Below are 14,957 nucleotides of genomic sequence, written 5' to 3' on the forward strand. Positions count from 1 at the left end.
TATTCCTATTCAATAATTATTCTATGCAGATAAAATTAACAACATTGTTCAATAAATTGATACAATAAAAATTTTGATAGGAATGCTTATTAATGGATGTTTCGTTTGAACAACTTAAAAGTATGGTGGTGTTTGCTCAGGTTGTTGAGCAAGGTAGCTTAAGCGGTGCAGCGAAGCATATCGGCTTGTCCCGTGCTGTTGTTAGTTACCATATTAAAAAGCTCGAAACACACCTTGCTATTAAATTACTCAACCGATCAACACGTACAATTTCACTTACAGAAGCAGGGGAGCAGTATTATCAGCGTTGTCGTATCATTGCAGAACAGGCGTTTGCGGCGAACCGGCAAATAGAAAATTTAAAAAATGAGCCAGAAGGCTTATTGAAAATAACCTGCCCTGTTAATATTGGCTTGCAGACCATTGTTCCTGCACTTAATGATTTTCGTACGCTATACCCGAAAATTGAGCTCGATGTCATGCTTACCGATGAAGTGGTTAATATCGTGAAAGAAGGCATAGATTTAGCCATTCGTGGTGCACCGCTTATTGATTCTGGTTTACAGGCGGCAAAGCTTTCAACATTGACAACTTGCCTTTGTGGCTCTCCTCAATACTTAAAAAAAAACGGTTACCCCAAAACACCGTCTGAATTAACAGCGCATAAATGGGTTATTTATAAATTGACGTCAAACGTATTGGAATTAAAAAAAGGAAATCGTTCATTTAGCATTAAAGTAAAAGGCGAGATCAGTACAAACAACGCCGCGGCACGTACCGCATTTGTTGAAGGAGGTCATGGATTAGGGCGGATACCCAGCTATGATGCGCATCCAAAGATTAAAGCCGGTACTTTAGAAATGGTACTGGATGACTACAATCTTAGTGATATAAATGTATATGGTGTTTTCGCTTCCGGTGCTGCAGAATCAAAAAAACTACGATTACTTATTGATTTTATTAAAGAATACTTCAGGAAGCAGATTGTGCGTTAAAGTAGTTATTTGATTTACCTTAACCTAACTTATTAGGTTGAGACACCATCATCTTCTATATGTTTGTCTAAATGGACTTGAGAAACTCAACTTCGCAAGACTCTATCGCTTAGCATCTTTTTATTCTGTCTTATTGTCTAATGACAGTTATACTTTTAATAATTACTTTCCTTTCATTCACTGTATTTCTCCTTAACAAGAGTGAATTTTTCAACTATGCATATTCTATTAAGATCTATATTTCTTTGTTTTTATAACTTTTCTGCGTGTTATAGTTTACGGATACACACTCCTTACAACAGAGATGAGGATTTATGACTGAGGAAAGGTTAACTCACTTAAAGCAGCTTGAAGCAGAAAGTATTCATATCATTCGTGAAGTTGCAGCCGAATTTGATAATCCGGTAATGCTGTATTCCATCGGTAAAGATTCGGCGGTGATGCTGCATCTTGCGATGAAGGCATTTTACCCTGGCAAACCACCGTTCCCTTTGATGCACGTTGATACAACGTGGAAGTTCAAAGAGATGATCACCTTCCGTGATGAATTGGTGGCGAAGTTAGGTTTAGAGCTTATTGTACATAAGAACCAAGAAGGCATTGACCAAGGCATCGGTCCATTTACTCACGGTAGTTCTAAGCATACGGATGTGATGAAGACTCAAGGTTTGAAGCAAGCCTTAGACAAATACGGTTTTGATGCCGCGTTTGGTGGTGCTCGCCGTGATGAAGAGAAATCTCGTGCGAAAGAGCGCGTGTATTCTTTCCGTGATAAGCAACATCGTTGGGACCCTAAAAATCAGCGTCCGGAGCTTTGGAATATCTACAACGGTAAGGTGAACAAAGGCGAGAGCATTCGTGTTTTCCCATTGTCTAACTGGACGGAACTGGATATTTGGCAATACATTTACTTAGAGAGCATTCCAATTGTGCCTCTTTATTTTTCTGCGAAACGCCCAGTGGTTGAACGTGATGGCACTATGATCATGGTTGATGACGAGCGTATGCCGTTGAATGGTGAAGTACCTGAAATGAAGTCGGTTCGTTTCCGTACCTTGGGTTGTTACCCACTGACAGGTGCTGTGGAATCTGAAGCGGCGACTTTGCCTGAGATCATTCAAGAAATGCTGTTAACGACGAGTTCAGAACGTGAAGGCCGAATGATTGACCATGACTCTTCCGGTTCAATGGAAGAGAAGAAAAAACAAGGCTACTTCTAAGTTTGAAGTAACGTCGGTTTGAGCAAAGAGAGTTTGGAGTAAAGAATGTCTCACCAGTCAGAATTGATAAGCCAAGACATACTTGGTTATTTGAAACAACATGAAGAAAAAGATCTACTGCGCCTTCTTACTTGTGGCAACGTAGACGATGGTAAAAGTACGCTTATTGGTCGTTTATTGCATGACTCTAAGTTGATTTATGAAGATCACTTAGATGCAGTAAAGCGCGACAGTAAAAAATCCGGTACACAAGGCGAAGAAATTGACTTGGCTTTGTTGGTAGATGGTTTGCAAGCAGAGCGCGAGCAGGGCATTACGATTGATGTGGCTTACCGTTATTTCTCTACAGAAAAACGTAAGTTTATTATCGCGGACACACCGGGGCACGAACAATACACACGTAACATGGCAACAGGCGCATCTACTTGTGACCTTGCGATTATTTTGATCGATGCGCGTTACGGTGTGCAAACACAAACACGACGTCATTCTTATATTGCAGCCTTGCTGGGTATTAAACATATCGTTGTTGCGGTGAATAAGATGGATTTGGTGGATTTCTCTGAAGCGAAGCATGATGAGATTAAAGCGGATTACCTTGCGTTTGTTGATCAGCTTGGTAATCGTAAACCACAAGACATTCAATTTATCCCGATGTCGGCGTTGAAAGGCGATAACGTGGTAAATCCGTCTGAGAGTATGTCTTGGTACAAAGGTTTGCCTTTGATGGGCATGCTGGAAACAGTTCAAATTAACCGTGATGTGAAACGTGATTCCTTCCGTTTCCCTGTTCAGTATGTCAACCGTCCGAATCTTGATTTCCGTGGTTTCTCTGGAACCATTGCGGCGGGTGTTGTTAAGCCGGGTGACGAGATTGTGGCTTTGCCTTCTGGTAAAAAATCTAAAGTCGCTGAGATCGTGACGTACGATGGCAACTTGGAATCGGCAAAAGCAGGGCAAGCGGTGACGATTACATTGGAAGATGAAATCGATATCAGTCGTGGCGATATGTTGTCTCATCCAGATCAAGAGCCGTTGATTGCCTCAACGCTTCGCGCGTCTGTTGTGTGGATGGCAGATCAAGCCTTGGTTCCGGGTAAGCTTTACGACTTTAAGCTGGGAACACAAACTGTTCCGGGTAAAGTGCATCACTTTAATCATCGTATTGATGTGAACACATTAGAACAAACCGAAATTAGTGCGCTTGAGCTGAATGGTATTGGCGATTGTGTTATTCAGTTTGATGCGCCTGTTGCCTTTGATGAATACCAGAATAGTCGTTTGACGGGTGCTTTGGTGATTATCGACCGTCTAACTAACGTAACTGTTGGTGCTGGGATGGTGGAAGAAGCCATTGCTGAGCTGGATGCAGACTCTGTTGTGAGCGCAGAAGATCGTGCGGCACGCCTTGGTCAAAAGCCAGCTGTCATTGCTTTGTCTGCGGATGTGTTAGTGAAAGCGGATACTGTAGAGCGACTATTACTACGTCAAGGTATTGTTGCCTTGGTGAAAGCGGATGCAACAGTACAAGAAGCGGCTTTGATTCGTCAAACGGGTGTAGCTTTCTTGGTGGCGGATGCAGCAATTGCTGATTCTGAAATCACAGAGACGTCAGTTGATGATGTTGTTGACTTGATAGTCGAGAGTGTTCGTTTGTGATTTGAGAATGTGAGTAGTATTTGAGTTTAAAAAAATCAGTGTAGATGAATTCTACACTGATTTTTTTTATCAAGTCTTAAGTTATGTTAAATGACTTCTTTGATTAGCTGCGTTGACGTTTTGGAAGAGAGTCACGTAAAGCATGTGCCATAGCAGTTAATGACTTTTCTGTTGCTTCCCAATCAATGCAAGCGTCAGTAATAGATACACCGTATTCTAAATCTTTCAGATCGGCAGGCACTTTTTGGTTGCCCCATCCAATATTACTTTCGATCATTAGCCCCATGATGGAGTTGTTGCCATCCAAAATTTGTTGGGTTGAGTCTTCCATTACAGCGATTTGTTTTTCTGCTTTTTTACTTGAGTTTTCATGGGAGCAATCAACCATGATGTTGTGTTTCAAGTTGGCAGACGTAAGTGCTGTTTCGCATTGTGCGATATTCGTTGCATCATAGTTTGGTAAGCCGTTACCGCCACGAAGAACTAGGTGGCCGTAAGCGTTACCTTTAGTGTTTACAATGCTAACTTGGCCGCTTTCGTTTATGCCTAGAAATGAGTGTGAATGAGATACAGATTGCATTGCGTTCACAGCAACGGTTAAACCGCCATCCGTGCCGTTTTTAAAGCCAACAGGTCCAGACAAACCAGACGCCATTTCACGGTGAGTTTGTGATTCTGTTGTGCGAGCACCAATGGCAGACCAGCTAATAAGGTCTTGAATGTATTGAGGTGAAATTGGATCCAGTGCTTCTGTAGCAAGTGGAAGGCCCAATTCAGATAAATCGATTAATAATTTACGACCAACTCGAATGCCTTTGTCTATATCGAATGTACCATCTAGATTTGGATCGTTTATCAACCCTTTCCAGCCAACGGTCGTACGAGGCTTTTCAAAATAAGCGCGCATAATAATGTACAAAGTATCATCTAATTCTGCTGCAAGCTTCTTTAGGCGTTTCGCATAATCTAAAGCGGCAGCCGTATCATGAATAGAGCATGGGCCAATAACAATGGCTAAACGGTGATCTTTACCGTCCATGATGTTCTTGATCGTATCTCGTGATTCTGCAACATGATTACTAATGCTATCGCTTACCGATAATTCTTCTTTTAATTGGCTCGGTGTTACCAAAGAGGTAAAAGAGGCAATATTTAAGTCTTCAAGACGTGTATTACTCATTAAGGGGTTTCCTGCTTTTTTTGCTTTTAATTATATAAGTAACGATAACGTGTTTTTATCTTCGAATGAACCGCCACTTAAGAGTTTTTTAGAAGAAAAGGTATTTTATTCCAAATGCTAATAATGCCGTTGCTAGAACGGGCTGCAAAATATGATTTGGAACATGGCTTGCGATGCGCGTACCAATATAAATGGTAGGAATAGAGCCAATTAAAAGTGCTGCTAGTAGGGTGTAATCGACATTGCCCAAAAATAAATGTCCAGTGCCAGCTACCAATGTTAATGGTACGGCATGAGCTAGGTCGGTGCCCACAATGTTCTTTGCCCTCATAATGGGGAATAAAATCATCATAATTGCGGTTCCTAAGGCGCCAGCGCCAACGGACGTTAATGTTACAAATACACCTAAAATTAAACCTGAAAAAAATATGATTTTTGTTCCCTGGTCTTCTCTGATATTGACGTTCAAATTTTTGATTAGTTTATTTCTAAATAATATGACAATGGCCGTCACAATTAACATCACGCCTAATGTGCCAGTAAGAATTTCTTGGTAATGGTCTGGTTTGTGGAATTGAGATAAAGCCCACACTGTTACCAAAGAGGCGGGAATGCTGCCCGCTGCCATAGCAAATACAATTTTCCAGTTAACATTGCCGCGTTTTGCATGCATAACAACGCCGGTGCTTTTTGCAATACCCGCGTACATTAAATCGGTTCCGATAGCGATGTGTGGTGGGAAGCCGAAGAGTAATAATAAAGGCGTCATAAGTGAGCCGCCGCCAACGCCTGTGATGCCAACTGCCAAACCAACTGCGGCACCAGCAACGATATACCAGATAAAATCCATTCATAAACCATATTGAAGTTATTTAAGCTGGCAACACTAGATGTTTTTTACTATTCTATAAAGTAATATTTTATTATGTTTTTAATTCTTTTTCGAATAAGGTCGCCGATGAAATTACAGCAACTTAGGTATATTTGGGAAGTGGTGCGCAATGATTTGAACGTTTCGGCTACAGCGCAAAGTTTATATACGTCTCAGCCGGGGGTAAGTAAGCAAATTCGCCTTTTAGAAGATGAGCTTGGTGTTGAGGTGTTTGCACGAAGTGGAAAGCATTTAACGCATGTTACGCCGGCTGGTGAGAAAATTATTGCTTTGGCTGGTGAAATTCTAAATCAGACGCAGAATATCAAGCGTGTTGCTAAAGAGTTCAGCGATGAGCGTAAAGGTTCTCTTGATATCGCGACAACACACACACAAGCTAGATATGCACTGCCCAAAGTGATCAATCAGTTCATTGAAGGTTATCCAGACGTTACCTTACATATGCATCAAGGGACGCCGATGCAGATCGCTGAAATGTCTAATGATGGTGTTGTGGATTTTGCTATTGCAACGGAAGCGCTTGAACAGTTTGGTAATTTGGTGATGCTGCCTTGTTATATATGGAATCGATCTGTGGTTGTGCCAAAAGATCACCCTTTAGCAAAAGTTGAGAAATTGACTTTAGACGCTTTGGCTGAATTTCCAATTGTCACTTATGTGTTTGGATTTACGGGTCGTTCTCAATTGGATCAGGCATTTCAAGATGCAGATCTTCACCCCAACGTTGTATTTACTGCGGCGGATTCTGACGTTATTAAAACTTACGTTCGCCTTGGTTTGGGCGTTGGTATTGTTGCATCGATGGCGTACAACGAAGAGCAAGACTCGGATTTGGTTTCACTGGATGCTTCACACTTATTTGCTGATAGTTGTACAAAAATAGGCATTCGTAGTAGTACATTTATTCGTGGTTATATGTATAAATTTATTGAGTCTTTCGCGCCTCATTTAACGAAAGACCTTGTCATTGAAGCTATGGAGTCTGCTAATAGACAAGAAGTTGAATTGTTATTTAAAGATATTGAGCTGCCTAGATATTAGGCTTTCTGTGTGCTTCTCTTCTTGTAGGCATTAAAAAACCCCCAGTAATTGGATAGTCCAACTATTGGGGGTTACTTCATAAATGATCGTGGTTTTTTCAGCTTTAGAAAGGGATTATTCTCTAAGCTTTACCGTTATTTCCGCAATACGTTTTCCCTGAGCTTCACAAAGTGCTTTTTCGTCATCTGTTAATGTTGTTTCGTTGGTGCTGTTGGCTAAATGGCTTGCGCCGTAGGGTGTACCGCCAGTCATAGTGTGAATGAGCTCTTTGTTTTTGTAAGGCAATCCGACCCAAATCATTCCGTGATGTAATAATGGCGTCATCATGCTGTGAATACATTGTTCTTGGCCGCCATGCATAGTGCTCGCACTGGTAAATCCACAAGCTGGCTTATCAATCAATTGACCTGTAAGCCAGAGTGTCGATGTTTGGTCTATGAAATGCTTTAGAGGTGCTGCCATGCTACCAAAATAAGACGGTGATCCAATGGCAAGACCTGAGCAGTTGGATAACTCTTCTAACGTGCAGTAAGGCGCACCTTCATCTGGAAGTGCGGGTTTTGCAATTTGTGTGGTGTCGGCAACGTCTGGCACTTGTCGTATTTTTACTTCAACATCACTTACTTTATTAACGCCTCTGGCAATGTGCTTTGCCATTTCAGATACAGAGCCGTGACGGCTGTAAAATAAAACTAGAACGTAAGGTAGTTCACTCATTTAAATAATTCCAACACGTTTTCTGGTGGTCGACCTAATTTTGCTTTGTTGTTATGAATGACAATAGGGCGCTCTATTAAGCTCGGGTTTTTATGCATGGCTTGAAGTCGTTCATCATCACTAGAGTCTTTGTTTAATCCAAGTTCCTTATAAAGGCTCTCTTTTGTTCTCATTAGTTCTAATGGTGACATGGCGAGTTGTTTCAGAATAGTTTGCAGTTCGTCAACGCTTGGGTTGTCTTGTAAGTACAGGCGTATATTCGGCTGAATATCATGCTCTTCTAGGAGTTGTAGTGTTTGACGAGATTTTGAGCAGCGCGGGTTGTGGTAAATAGTGGTCATTTTGGCTTCCTATTTATTGTGTGGTTGTCCGCTTAAAAAGAGAGTGGGGTGCTTCATGGGTCATTAGCGAGAGATTCAGCAAATCATGTTGATTGCTGAACCTCTGTAGCGCTTTTGTGTTGCCTATTTTTTGATGCTTTTTATTTCTTAGCGACAATAAAGTCGACAGCGTCTTCGATGGCTACGTCTTCATTTTCGCCTTGAGTACGGTTTTTATATTCAAGGGTGCCATTTGCTAATCCTTTGTCACCAACAACAAGGCGATGAGGGATGCCGATTAATTCGCAATCCGCAAATTTAACGCCTGGGCGCTCTTTTCGATCATCAAGTAATACGTCTAAGCCTTTTGCTTTCAGTTCGGTATATAAACGATCACATTCGTCACGTACAGCTTCTGATTTATCGTAATTCATTGCCACAATGACAACATCAAAAGGTGTGATATTAGCAGGCCATAAAATGCCTTTATCATCAAAGTTTTGCTCAATAGCAGCAGCTACAATTCGAGATACGCCAATGCCATAACAGCCCATGTGCATGACTTTGGCTTTACCGTTCTCATCTAGGACTGTGGCTTTTAATGCTTCCGCATATTGTTGGCCAAGCTGGAAAATATGACCTACTTCAATGCCACGCTTAATAACGATTGTGCCTTTTCCGTCTGGTGATGGGTCGCCTTCAACGACGTTACGCAAGTCAGCGGTTTCAAAATCAGGGCAGTCTCTTTCCCAGTTCAAACCCGTAAAATGGTAGTCGTCTTTGTTTGCACCTGCACAGAAATCAGACATGATGGCAGCTGATCGATCGGCAATCACTTGAATGCCTTTTTCTTTTAAGTCTTTAGGGCCAATTGAGCCGGGAGCGCAGCCAATTTTATTAATGATGTCTGCTTCATCCGCGAATTCAAAAGGAGAGACGATACCGTTTATTTTCTCTACTTTTAATTCGTTAATGTTGTGGTCGCCACGCAAGACAAGAGCAACAATAGTTGCTTGCTCATTGTCATCTAAGCCTTTGACTAACATCGTTTTGACAGTTTTTGTGACATCAAGTTTAAGGAACTCTGCAACTTGTTGGATTGTTTTGCAATCAGGTGTCAGAACCTCAGCCAATTCTTGTGTCGGTGCGTCTGCTTTTGATTTCAGGCATACCGCTTCAGCAAGTTCTACGTTGGCAGCGAAATCAGAAGTATCACTAAAAGCGATATCATCCTCGCCAGATTCGGCTAGCACATGGAATTCATGAGAGTACGCGCCACCAATACTACCTGTATCCGCAAGTACTGGGCGGTAATCTAAGCCAATTCGATCAAATACATTGCAATACGCTTGATGCATAATGTCGTAGGTTTCTTGTAGTGATTCCTCGCCTACGTGAAATGAATAAGCGTCTTTCATACAGAATTCGCGTGCGCGCATTACGCCAAAGCGTGGTCGAACTTCATCACGAAATTTTGTCTGAATTTGAAAGAAATTCATTGGTAGTTGTTTGTAGCTAGTGAGTTCATTTCGCGCAAGGTCTGTGATGACTTCTTCGTGTGTTGGCCCAAGGCAATAATCACGACCATGGCGATCTTGTAGGCGAAGTAGTTCAGCACCGTATTTCTGCCAGCGGCCAGTTTCTTGCCATAGTTCTGCCGGTTGTACGCCTGGCATAATCACTTCAAGAGAGCCTGCTCTTTCCATTTCTTCACGGACAATGTTTTCGACTTTGCGAAGTACTTTTAGTCCAGTCGGCAACCAAGTGTATAGGCCTTTAGATAGTTGTCGGATCATACCGGCACGAACCATTAATTGATGGCTTGCAACCACGGCATCTGTTGGTGCATCACGTAGGGTAGAAAATAAATAATTGCTTGCGCGCATGATAATTCTGTCTATTTTAAAGTTAAGGTTTTTAAGGTTAAATTGCTTAAAGTTAAGTTGTTAACCAGCAAATTTTGGTTCGTATTGGCCTTTTGTATTAACTGTAATGGCAAAAATCCCACCGGCTTGGGGGAATTCTTTCAGTTCTTCTTCGGTTTGTGCTGAGCGACATGTCGTTATGAACAATGTGCTCATATCGGGTCCGCCGAATGCTACCATTGTTGGATAGGTTGCCGGTACAGGATACTCTTCTAGAATGTCTCCTGCAGGACTTATTTTCACAACGCGCTGGCCTTGATACAGTGCAGACCAATAGTTTCCTTCCATATCGACAGCAGCACCATCTGGACGACCATTGCCACGTGGGAACTCAATGAAAATACGCTTGTTAGATGCGGTTCCACTTTCAAGGTCATAATCAAACTGATAAACCACGTGATTTGGTGTATCCGAGTAGTACATGATTTTGTTGTCTGGGGAAAAGGCCAAACCATTTGAAGTCCAAGCGGCTTGGTCGATGAGCTTTTCTTGGCCTTGGCTAAATTGATGTAACGCACCTTTAAATGCATCTTTCGGTGAATACATTGTTCCAGCAAGGAAGCGACCTTTTGCATCGCAGCGACCATCATTGAAACGAGTTGTTTTTTTGTCGTAGGTTGCTAGCCAGTAAACTTGTAATGGTGCATGTAAATCCGCAAAGGTGTATACGCCAGTTCGAAAAGCAGCAATGAAGCCGCCTTTTTCATTTAGTGAAAAACAACCTATCTCTTCATCAAAAATGCGTGTTTCTAATGTTTTTAACTGGGTATTGTAAGCGTGTAATTTAAACGCATCAATATCGACAAAATATAGGGTTTGGGTGTGTTCGTCCCAGCGAGGGCATTCTGCTAATTTTGCTTGTGCATCCAAGACACATTGCATTGTTGTCATGTGAGCTCCAAGTCTCTGAGTGATTTTAAATTTTAGGGTGCTATAGTGCTTATGAAAGCCTTTTTTGTAAAGTAGGAATCTATAAAGATGTTTGAGTTAAATCCTGTATTAGAGCGTGATTCTATTCTTGTCGGGCATTTTTTATTGTGTCAACTTCGTTTGATTAATGATGCTCAGTTCCCTTGGTTTGTGCTTGTGCCTCAGCGTAATGACATCACTGAGATTTATCAGCTGGTGGAAGGGGATCGGCAGTTGTTGATGGCAGAAAGTTGTTTGTTATCAGAAACCCTGCATGATGCTTTTTCTGCGGCAAAGTTAAATGTTGCCGCTCTCGGCAATCAAGTGCCTCAATTGCACCTTCATCATATTGTACGTTACACAACAGATTTGTGTTGGCCTGGGCCTGTTTGGGGGCAATTCCCTGCGGTTTCTTATACAAAGGAAAACTTGGCTGAAATCTTGCAAAAGGTTCAGTCATTACTGAGCGACGATTTGAAATTGCCTAGCAATAAGGCAGATTTATACTATTAGTAAGGCGCTCTGAAAATAGTGCTCTATATAATATGAGAGTGAATTTCAGCCAATTTGGAAGCATTTTTTATGAGCATACGCAGAAGGAAGAAGGCAGTCCAAAAGCTTGTTAAATTATTTAATTTGGCAACTTCGTCTAATGCTAGCGAGTCCACTATGGCATTACGCCATGCTGAATCATTGATTAGACAATACAGTATCTCTCAAGGAGAGCTGCCTATTTTGCAATTGTGTGATCAAGCTATGCTTTATAAAGTTAGTTGGGGTGGAAGTGCTCCTCAGCACAAAAAAGAAAGTGTAATCAAAACCTTCTCAGAAGGTTCTGTTTATCAGCGTCGCTTTAGTGAAAAGGGGGCCGGCGCTGAAAAATATGTCGACCCTGATCGAGCTTATGAGTCTGTTCGAACGATTCTTGATGATATGGATCTTGATGGATTTTACGATGCAGAGTTATCAAGCGAGGAGATAGATAAGCAGAATTTTGATCAAAATGATGATTTGGTAGATGAGATGGTGATGGATGGTATATCGGATGATTTTGAGTTGGATTTAGAGGTGGAAGAGAAGTTGTCGGCTCAGGGTTGTGATCAAGCTCATACGTCAAGTTATACGTCATCTAATGATAATGTCATTAATGCTGCTGAAGTATTTCGCCCAGGGCATGAATTTTCAGAGGCGTTAAAGGCACAGTACGCAACTAGTGACCCTAGTTTGCCTTTTGTCGAGGATGGTTATTGGTCGAAAGTATATGAAAAACTAACTGGTTTTGATGAGGCGAAAACGCACTCAGACATTGAATCATTAAATGTTCAGCTTTCTTTGGCGCAGGAGAGCCTAAAAGTTAAAAAACAAAAGCGTTATGAGCACGAGCAATCGGAAATTCAAGAGCGCTCGGATCGAGCTCGAATTGAGCAAAGTTTTGAAGAGGCAATAGAAAGGGCTTTTCAGGCAAGGGCAAGATCTTATGAAGCATGGGTGGGAAGTTGTACTCGTGTTCGAATGGCCTGTCTAAGAGAAGAGCAGGAGGCGGTTCAAGGGTATGAGTCAGTTCTCCAAGATCTAGAAAAGAGTCAAGAGTTATTTAAGCAGCACCTTCAGAGAAAGGAAGATTATCGTGCCGCTAAAATCATGCATGAACTACGTCAGCATTTGGCTCTGGCTACCTCGGTTGTTGGGGAGAGTGCAGTGGCATCTTATGATAGTGTTATCGATATTATGGAGAAGAATAATCTTTCGTTAAAGGATTTAGAATTTTCAGATATTAAAAATAAAAGTTTATTTATTCGTTTGTTGGAGCGTGAATCTGCTTTGATTTTGGATGTTCATGAAAGAGAGACCCATACTGAGAATATGTTAGATAAATTTTTATCGTCATCTCTTTCTAAAAATGAATCGAAGTCCTCTGAAAACCCTATACAGCATATTCAGCGTTTATTGATTGCTGCAAGTGAGGGTGGGCAATTCGAAACTCGAAAAAACCTCGAGCAAGTAATTTATTTAATGGAAATTAATGGTGTTGGTGTAAGGGATATTGGTTATGGATTTATTAAAAAATATTCAGTATTTATTCGTTTAATTAACTGGGAGGCGGAGCGTATTTCTTCACTGTCGGAGCGGGAGGAATTTACTGCTCAAATCTTGGAAGAGTATATTCAACACTCGGTTCAAAAGCCAAAATCTGATCAAAAGGTAAGTAGGTAGAGTTGATTTAATCTCTTAGGTTTCTGCAAAGCTTATATCAATTTTTTAATATACCTCTCATTCATGTAGTTGATGAGGGGTATATTTGTCTAAAATTCGCCTTAATGCTTTCTTTGCGTGTCTGCATCTTTTACCATTTCATCTTCGATTCAATCGTAATACTCAGCAGGAGAGAAGCATGAGCATTATTAAAGAAGATGATTTAATTGATAGCGTTGCAGACGCGCTACAATTTATCTCTTATTACCATCCTCTGGATTTTGTTAACGCCGTACATGAAGCGTATGAGCGAGAAGAAAGCCAGGCGGCCAAAGATGCTATGGCGCAAATTTTAATTAACTCTAGAATGTGTGCAGAAGGTAAACGTCCTATTTGTCAGGATACGGGCATAGTCACAGTATTTGTTAAAATTGGTATGAATGTTCAGTGGGAAGGCACTAAGAGTGTGACTGACATGATTAACGAAGGTGTTCGACGTGCTTATCTTCATCCGGATAATGTGTTGCGTGCATCTATTCTTGCGGATCCTGCTGGCGCTCGCAAAAACACCAAAGACAACACTCCAGCTGTTATTCATATGGAAGTTGTTCCTGGTGATACAGTTGAGATTCATGTTGCTGCTAAAGGCGGTGGTTCAGAGAATAAATCTAAGCTTGCTATGCTGAATCCTTCAGATGATATTGTTGAATGGGTTAAGAAGACGGTTCCTACAATGGGTGCGGGCTGGTGCCCACCAGGTATGTTAGGTATAGGTATTGGCGGTACTGCTGAAAAAGCCATGGTTATGGCGAAAGAATCACTAATGGAGCCTATTGATATCCATGACCTAAAAGCGCGTGGAGCAAAGACTCGTGTTGAAGAGCTTCGTTTGGCTATTTTTGATGAGGTGAATAAGCTTGGTATTGGTGCTCAAGGTTTAGGTGGATTGACGACGGTACTTGATGTCAAAATTATGGACTACCCAACGCATGCAGCGTCGCTTCCTGTGGCTATGATTCCTAACTGTGCTGCAACGCGTCATGCTCATTTCGTATTAGATGGTTCTGGTCCTGCTGATTTGGTTCCACCTTCACTTGATGATTGGCCTAAAATTACTTGGGAGGTGGGAGAGAGTGTTCGTCGTGTCAATTTAAACGAAATCACACCTGAGCAAGTAAAAGAATGGCAGCCAGGCGAAACGGTTCTGTTGAACGGTAAAATGTTAACAGGTCGTGACGCTGCTCATAAGAAAATGGTTGAGATGTTGGCGAATGGTGAAGAGCTTCCAGTTGACCTAAAGGGTCGCTTTATCTATTACGTTGGTCCTGTGGACCCTGTAAGAGACGAAGCTGTTGGACCCGCTGGTCCAACCACAGCAACGCGTATGGATAAATTTACTCGTACCATTCTTGATAAGACGGGTTTGCTTGGCATGATAGGTAAATCTGAACGCGGCCCTGTTGCCATTGAGGCGATCAAAGAATTTGGTGCTGTGTATCTTATGGCTGTTGGTGGTGCTGCTTATTTAGTCTCTAAAGCGATAAAGAAGGCTGATGTTGTCGCATTTCCAGAGTTAGGGATGGAGGCTATTTATGAGTTTGATGTTGTTGATATGCCAGTGACGGTTGCGGTCGATTCTGCAGGTACTTCTGTACATATTACAGGTCCGGCTGAATGGAAAGCTCGTATTGAAACGCAGGCTTTAGAAATCAAATAAATTGATTTTTTAGTAAAGCAGATTAGATTGTTAAAAAGGCTTCAATGAGAATTGAGGCCTTTTTTATGTTTTTGGCACTGATAGTGTTGCATCATGTATTTTAATCTGTATTATACGCAGCTCGTTCAGGCAAATGGCTTGGATGCGCTCTTTAAGAATTTAAACAGATAATTTGTGTGGGCGCTCGCT

The 14,957-nt window shown here is 41.6% G+C and carries 13 protein-coding genes; 7 read left to right on the forward strand and 6 right to left on the reverse strand.

Features of this window, described 5'->3' with window-relative positions; translation table 11 throughout:
- The first annotated feature begins 92 nt into the window (after positions 1-92).
- The 3 genes from MUS1_RS14665 (at position 93) to cysN (ending at position 3,874) form a co-directional block, all read left to right on the forward strand.
- On the forward strand, positions 93-995 hold the full coding sequence (locus MUS1_RS14665; protein WP_036163798.1) for a LysR family transcriptional regulator: 903 nt from the start codon (positions 93-95) through the stop codon (positions 993-995).
- Positions 996-1,309: 314 nt separating this feature from the next.
- Entirely contained in the window at positions 1,310-2,215 is a 906-nt protein-coding gene (gene cysD, locus MUS1_RS14670; RefSeq protein WP_036163799.1) for a sulfate adenylyltransferase subunit CysD, read from the forward strand.
- Positions 2,216-2,260: 45 nt separating this feature from the next.
- Positions 2,261-3,874: a sulfate adenylyltransferase subunit CysN gene (cysN, locus tag MUS1_RS14675; RefSeq protein ID WP_036163801.1), complete on the forward strand. Its 1,614-nt coding sequence runs from the start codon at positions 2,261-2,263 to the stop codon at positions 3,872-3,874.
- A 103-nt stretch (positions 3,875-3,977) separates the two neighbouring features.
- Here cysN and MUS1_RS14680 read toward each other — a convergent pair whose 3' ends face one another.
- Together MUS1_RS14680 and MUS1_RS14685 are read right to left on the reverse strand one after the other, a co-directional pair.
- The gene (locus MUS1_RS14680) at positions 3,978-5,054 is read right to left on the reverse strand and encodes a 3-deoxy-7-phosphoheptulonate synthase (protein ID WP_036163803.1); all 1,077 of its coding nucleotides are present in this window, start codon (positions 5,052-5,054) and stop codon (positions 3,978-3,980) included.
- Positions 5,055-5,142: 88 nt separating this feature from the next.
- Positions 5,143-5,904 carry a sulfite exporter TauE/SafE family protein gene (locus MUS1_RS14685; RefSeq protein ID WP_036163806.1) on the reverse strand — a complete coding sequence of 254 codons (762 nt, stop codon included), beginning with the start codon at positions 5,902-5,904 and terminating at the stop codon, positions 5,143-5,145.
- 108 nt (positions 5,905-6,012) lie between these two features.
- On the opposite strand from MUS1_RS14685, the gene cysB reads away from it, so the two are divergent.
- Positions 6,013-6,987, forward strand: coding sequence for an HTH-type transcriptional regulator CysB (gene cysB, locus MUS1_RS14690; RefSeq protein WP_036163809.1), 975 nt, complete (start codon positions 6,013-6,015; stop codon positions 6,985-6,987).
- Positions 6,988-7,101: 114 nt separating this feature from the next.
- On the opposite strand, the gene wrbA is transcribed toward cysB, so the two are convergent.
- The 4 genes from wrbA to MUS1_RS14710 all read right to left on the reverse strand — a co-directional run bounded on the left by wrbA (position 7,102) and on the right by MUS1_RS14710 (position 10,840).
- Positions 7,102-7,704 carry an NAD(P)H:quinone oxidoreductase gene (gene wrbA / locus MUS1_RS14695; protein WP_036163811.1) on the reverse strand — a complete coding sequence of 201 codons (603 nt, stop codon included), beginning with the start codon at positions 7,702-7,704 and terminating at the stop codon, positions 7,102-7,104.
- Positions 7,701-8,045 (reverse strand): arsenate reductase (glutaredoxin), encoded by a 345-nt coding sequence (arsC, locus tag MUS1_RS14700; protein ID WP_036163813.1) that lies wholly within the window; start codon positions 8,043-8,045, stop codon positions 7,701-7,703. Before arsC ends, wrbA begins: the two co-directional genes overlap by 4 nt.
- Before the next feature lie 140 nt (positions 8,046-8,185).
- Positions 8,186-9,910 (reverse strand): proline--tRNA ligase, encoded by a 1,725-nt coding sequence (locus MUS1_RS14705; RefSeq protein WP_036163814.1) that lies wholly within the window; start codon positions 9,908-9,910, stop codon positions 8,186-8,188.
- A gap of 60 nt (positions 9,911-9,970) precedes the next feature.
- Positions 9,971-10,840, reverse strand: a complete 870-nt coding sequence (locus MUS1_RS14710; protein ID WP_036163815.1) for an SMP-30/gluconolactonase/LRE family protein — start codon at positions 10,838-10,840, stop codon at positions 9,971-9,973.
- Between the two features lie 87 nt (positions 10,841-10,927).
- Here MUS1_RS14710 and MUS1_RS14715 point away from each other — a divergent pair, with 87 nt between their 5' ends.
- From MUS1_RS14715 to MUS1_RS14725, 3 genes are all read left to right on the forward strand, one after another.
- Positions 10,928-11,371: an HIT domain-containing protein gene (locus MUS1_RS14715; RefSeq protein ID WP_036163817.1), complete on the forward strand. Its 444-nt coding sequence runs from the start codon at positions 10,928-10,930 to the stop codon at positions 11,369-11,371.
- A gap of 54 nt (positions 11,372-11,425) precedes the next feature.
- Positions 11,426-13,072: a DUF2786 domain-containing protein gene (locus MUS1_RS14720; protein ID WP_245595826.1), complete on the forward strand. Its 1,647-nt coding sequence runs from the start codon at positions 11,426-11,428 to the stop codon at positions 13,070-13,072.
- A 178-nt stretch (positions 13,073-13,250) separates the two neighbouring features.
- Positions 13,251-14,768: a fumarate hydratase gene (locus MUS1_RS14725; protein WP_036163821.1), complete on the forward strand. Its 1,518-nt coding sequence runs from the start codon at positions 13,251-13,253 to the stop codon at positions 14,766-14,768.
- Positions 14,769-14,957 lie beyond the last annotated feature (189 nt).

This window comes from Marinomonas ushuaiensis DSM 15871, assembly GCF_000521805.1.
GTDB classification, from domain to species: domain Bacteria; phylum Pseudomonadota; class Gammaproteobacteria; order Pseudomonadales; family Marinomonadaceae; genus Marinomonas; species Marinomonas ushuaiensis.

What these genes read in the sequence shown, in the direction of transcription:
- cysD (WP_036163799.1), top strand. Translation starts at nt 1,310, where the DNA reads ATGACTGAGGAAAGGTTAACTCACTTAAAGCAGCTTGAAGCAGAAAGT.
- cysN (WP_036163801.1), top strand. Translation starts at nt 2,261, where the DNA reads ATGTCTCACCAGTCAGAATTGATAAGCCAAGACATACTTGGTTATTTG.
- MUS1_RS14685 (WP_036163806.1), bottom strand. Translation starts at nt 5,904, where the DNA reads ATGGATTTTATCTGGTATATCGTTGCTGGTGCCGCAGTTGGTTTGGCA.
- MUS1_RS14705 (WP_036163814.1), bottom strand. Translation starts at nt 9,910, where the DNA reads ATGCGCGCAAGCAATTATTTATTTTCTACCCTACGTGATGCACCAACA.
- MUS1_RS14725 (WP_036163821.1), top strand. Translation starts at nt 13,251, where the DNA reads ATGAGCATTATTAAAGAAGATGATTTAATTGATAGCGTTGCAGACGCG.
- MUS1_RS14665 (WP_036163798.1), top strand. Translation starts at nt 93, where the DNA reads ATGGATGTTTCGTTTGAACAACTTAAAAGTATGGTGGTGTTTGCTCAG.
- MUS1_RS14680 (WP_036163803.1), bottom strand. Translation starts at nt 5,054, where the DNA reads ATGAGTAATACACGTCTTGAAGACTTAAATATTGCCTCTTTTACCTCT.
- wrbA (WP_036163811.1), bottom strand. Translation starts at nt 7,704, where the DNA reads ATGAGTGAACTACCTTACGTTCTAGTTTTATTTTACAGCCGTCACGGC.
- MUS1_RS14715 (WP_036163817.1), top strand. Translation starts at nt 10,928, where the DNA reads ATGTTTGAGTTAAATCCTGTATTAGAGCGTGATTCTATTCTTGTCGGG.
- MUS1_RS14710 (WP_036163815.1), bottom strand. Translation starts at nt 10,840, where the DNA reads ATGACAACAATGCAATGTGTCTTGGATGCACAAGCAAAATTAGCAGAA.
- cysB (WP_036163809.1), top strand. Translation starts at nt 6,013, where the DNA reads ATGAAATTACAGCAACTTAGGTATATTTGGGAAGTGGTGCGCAATGAT.
- arsC (WP_036163813.1), bottom strand. Translation starts at nt 8,045, where the DNA reads ATGACCACTATTTACCACAACCCGCGCTGCTCAAAATCTCGTCAAACA.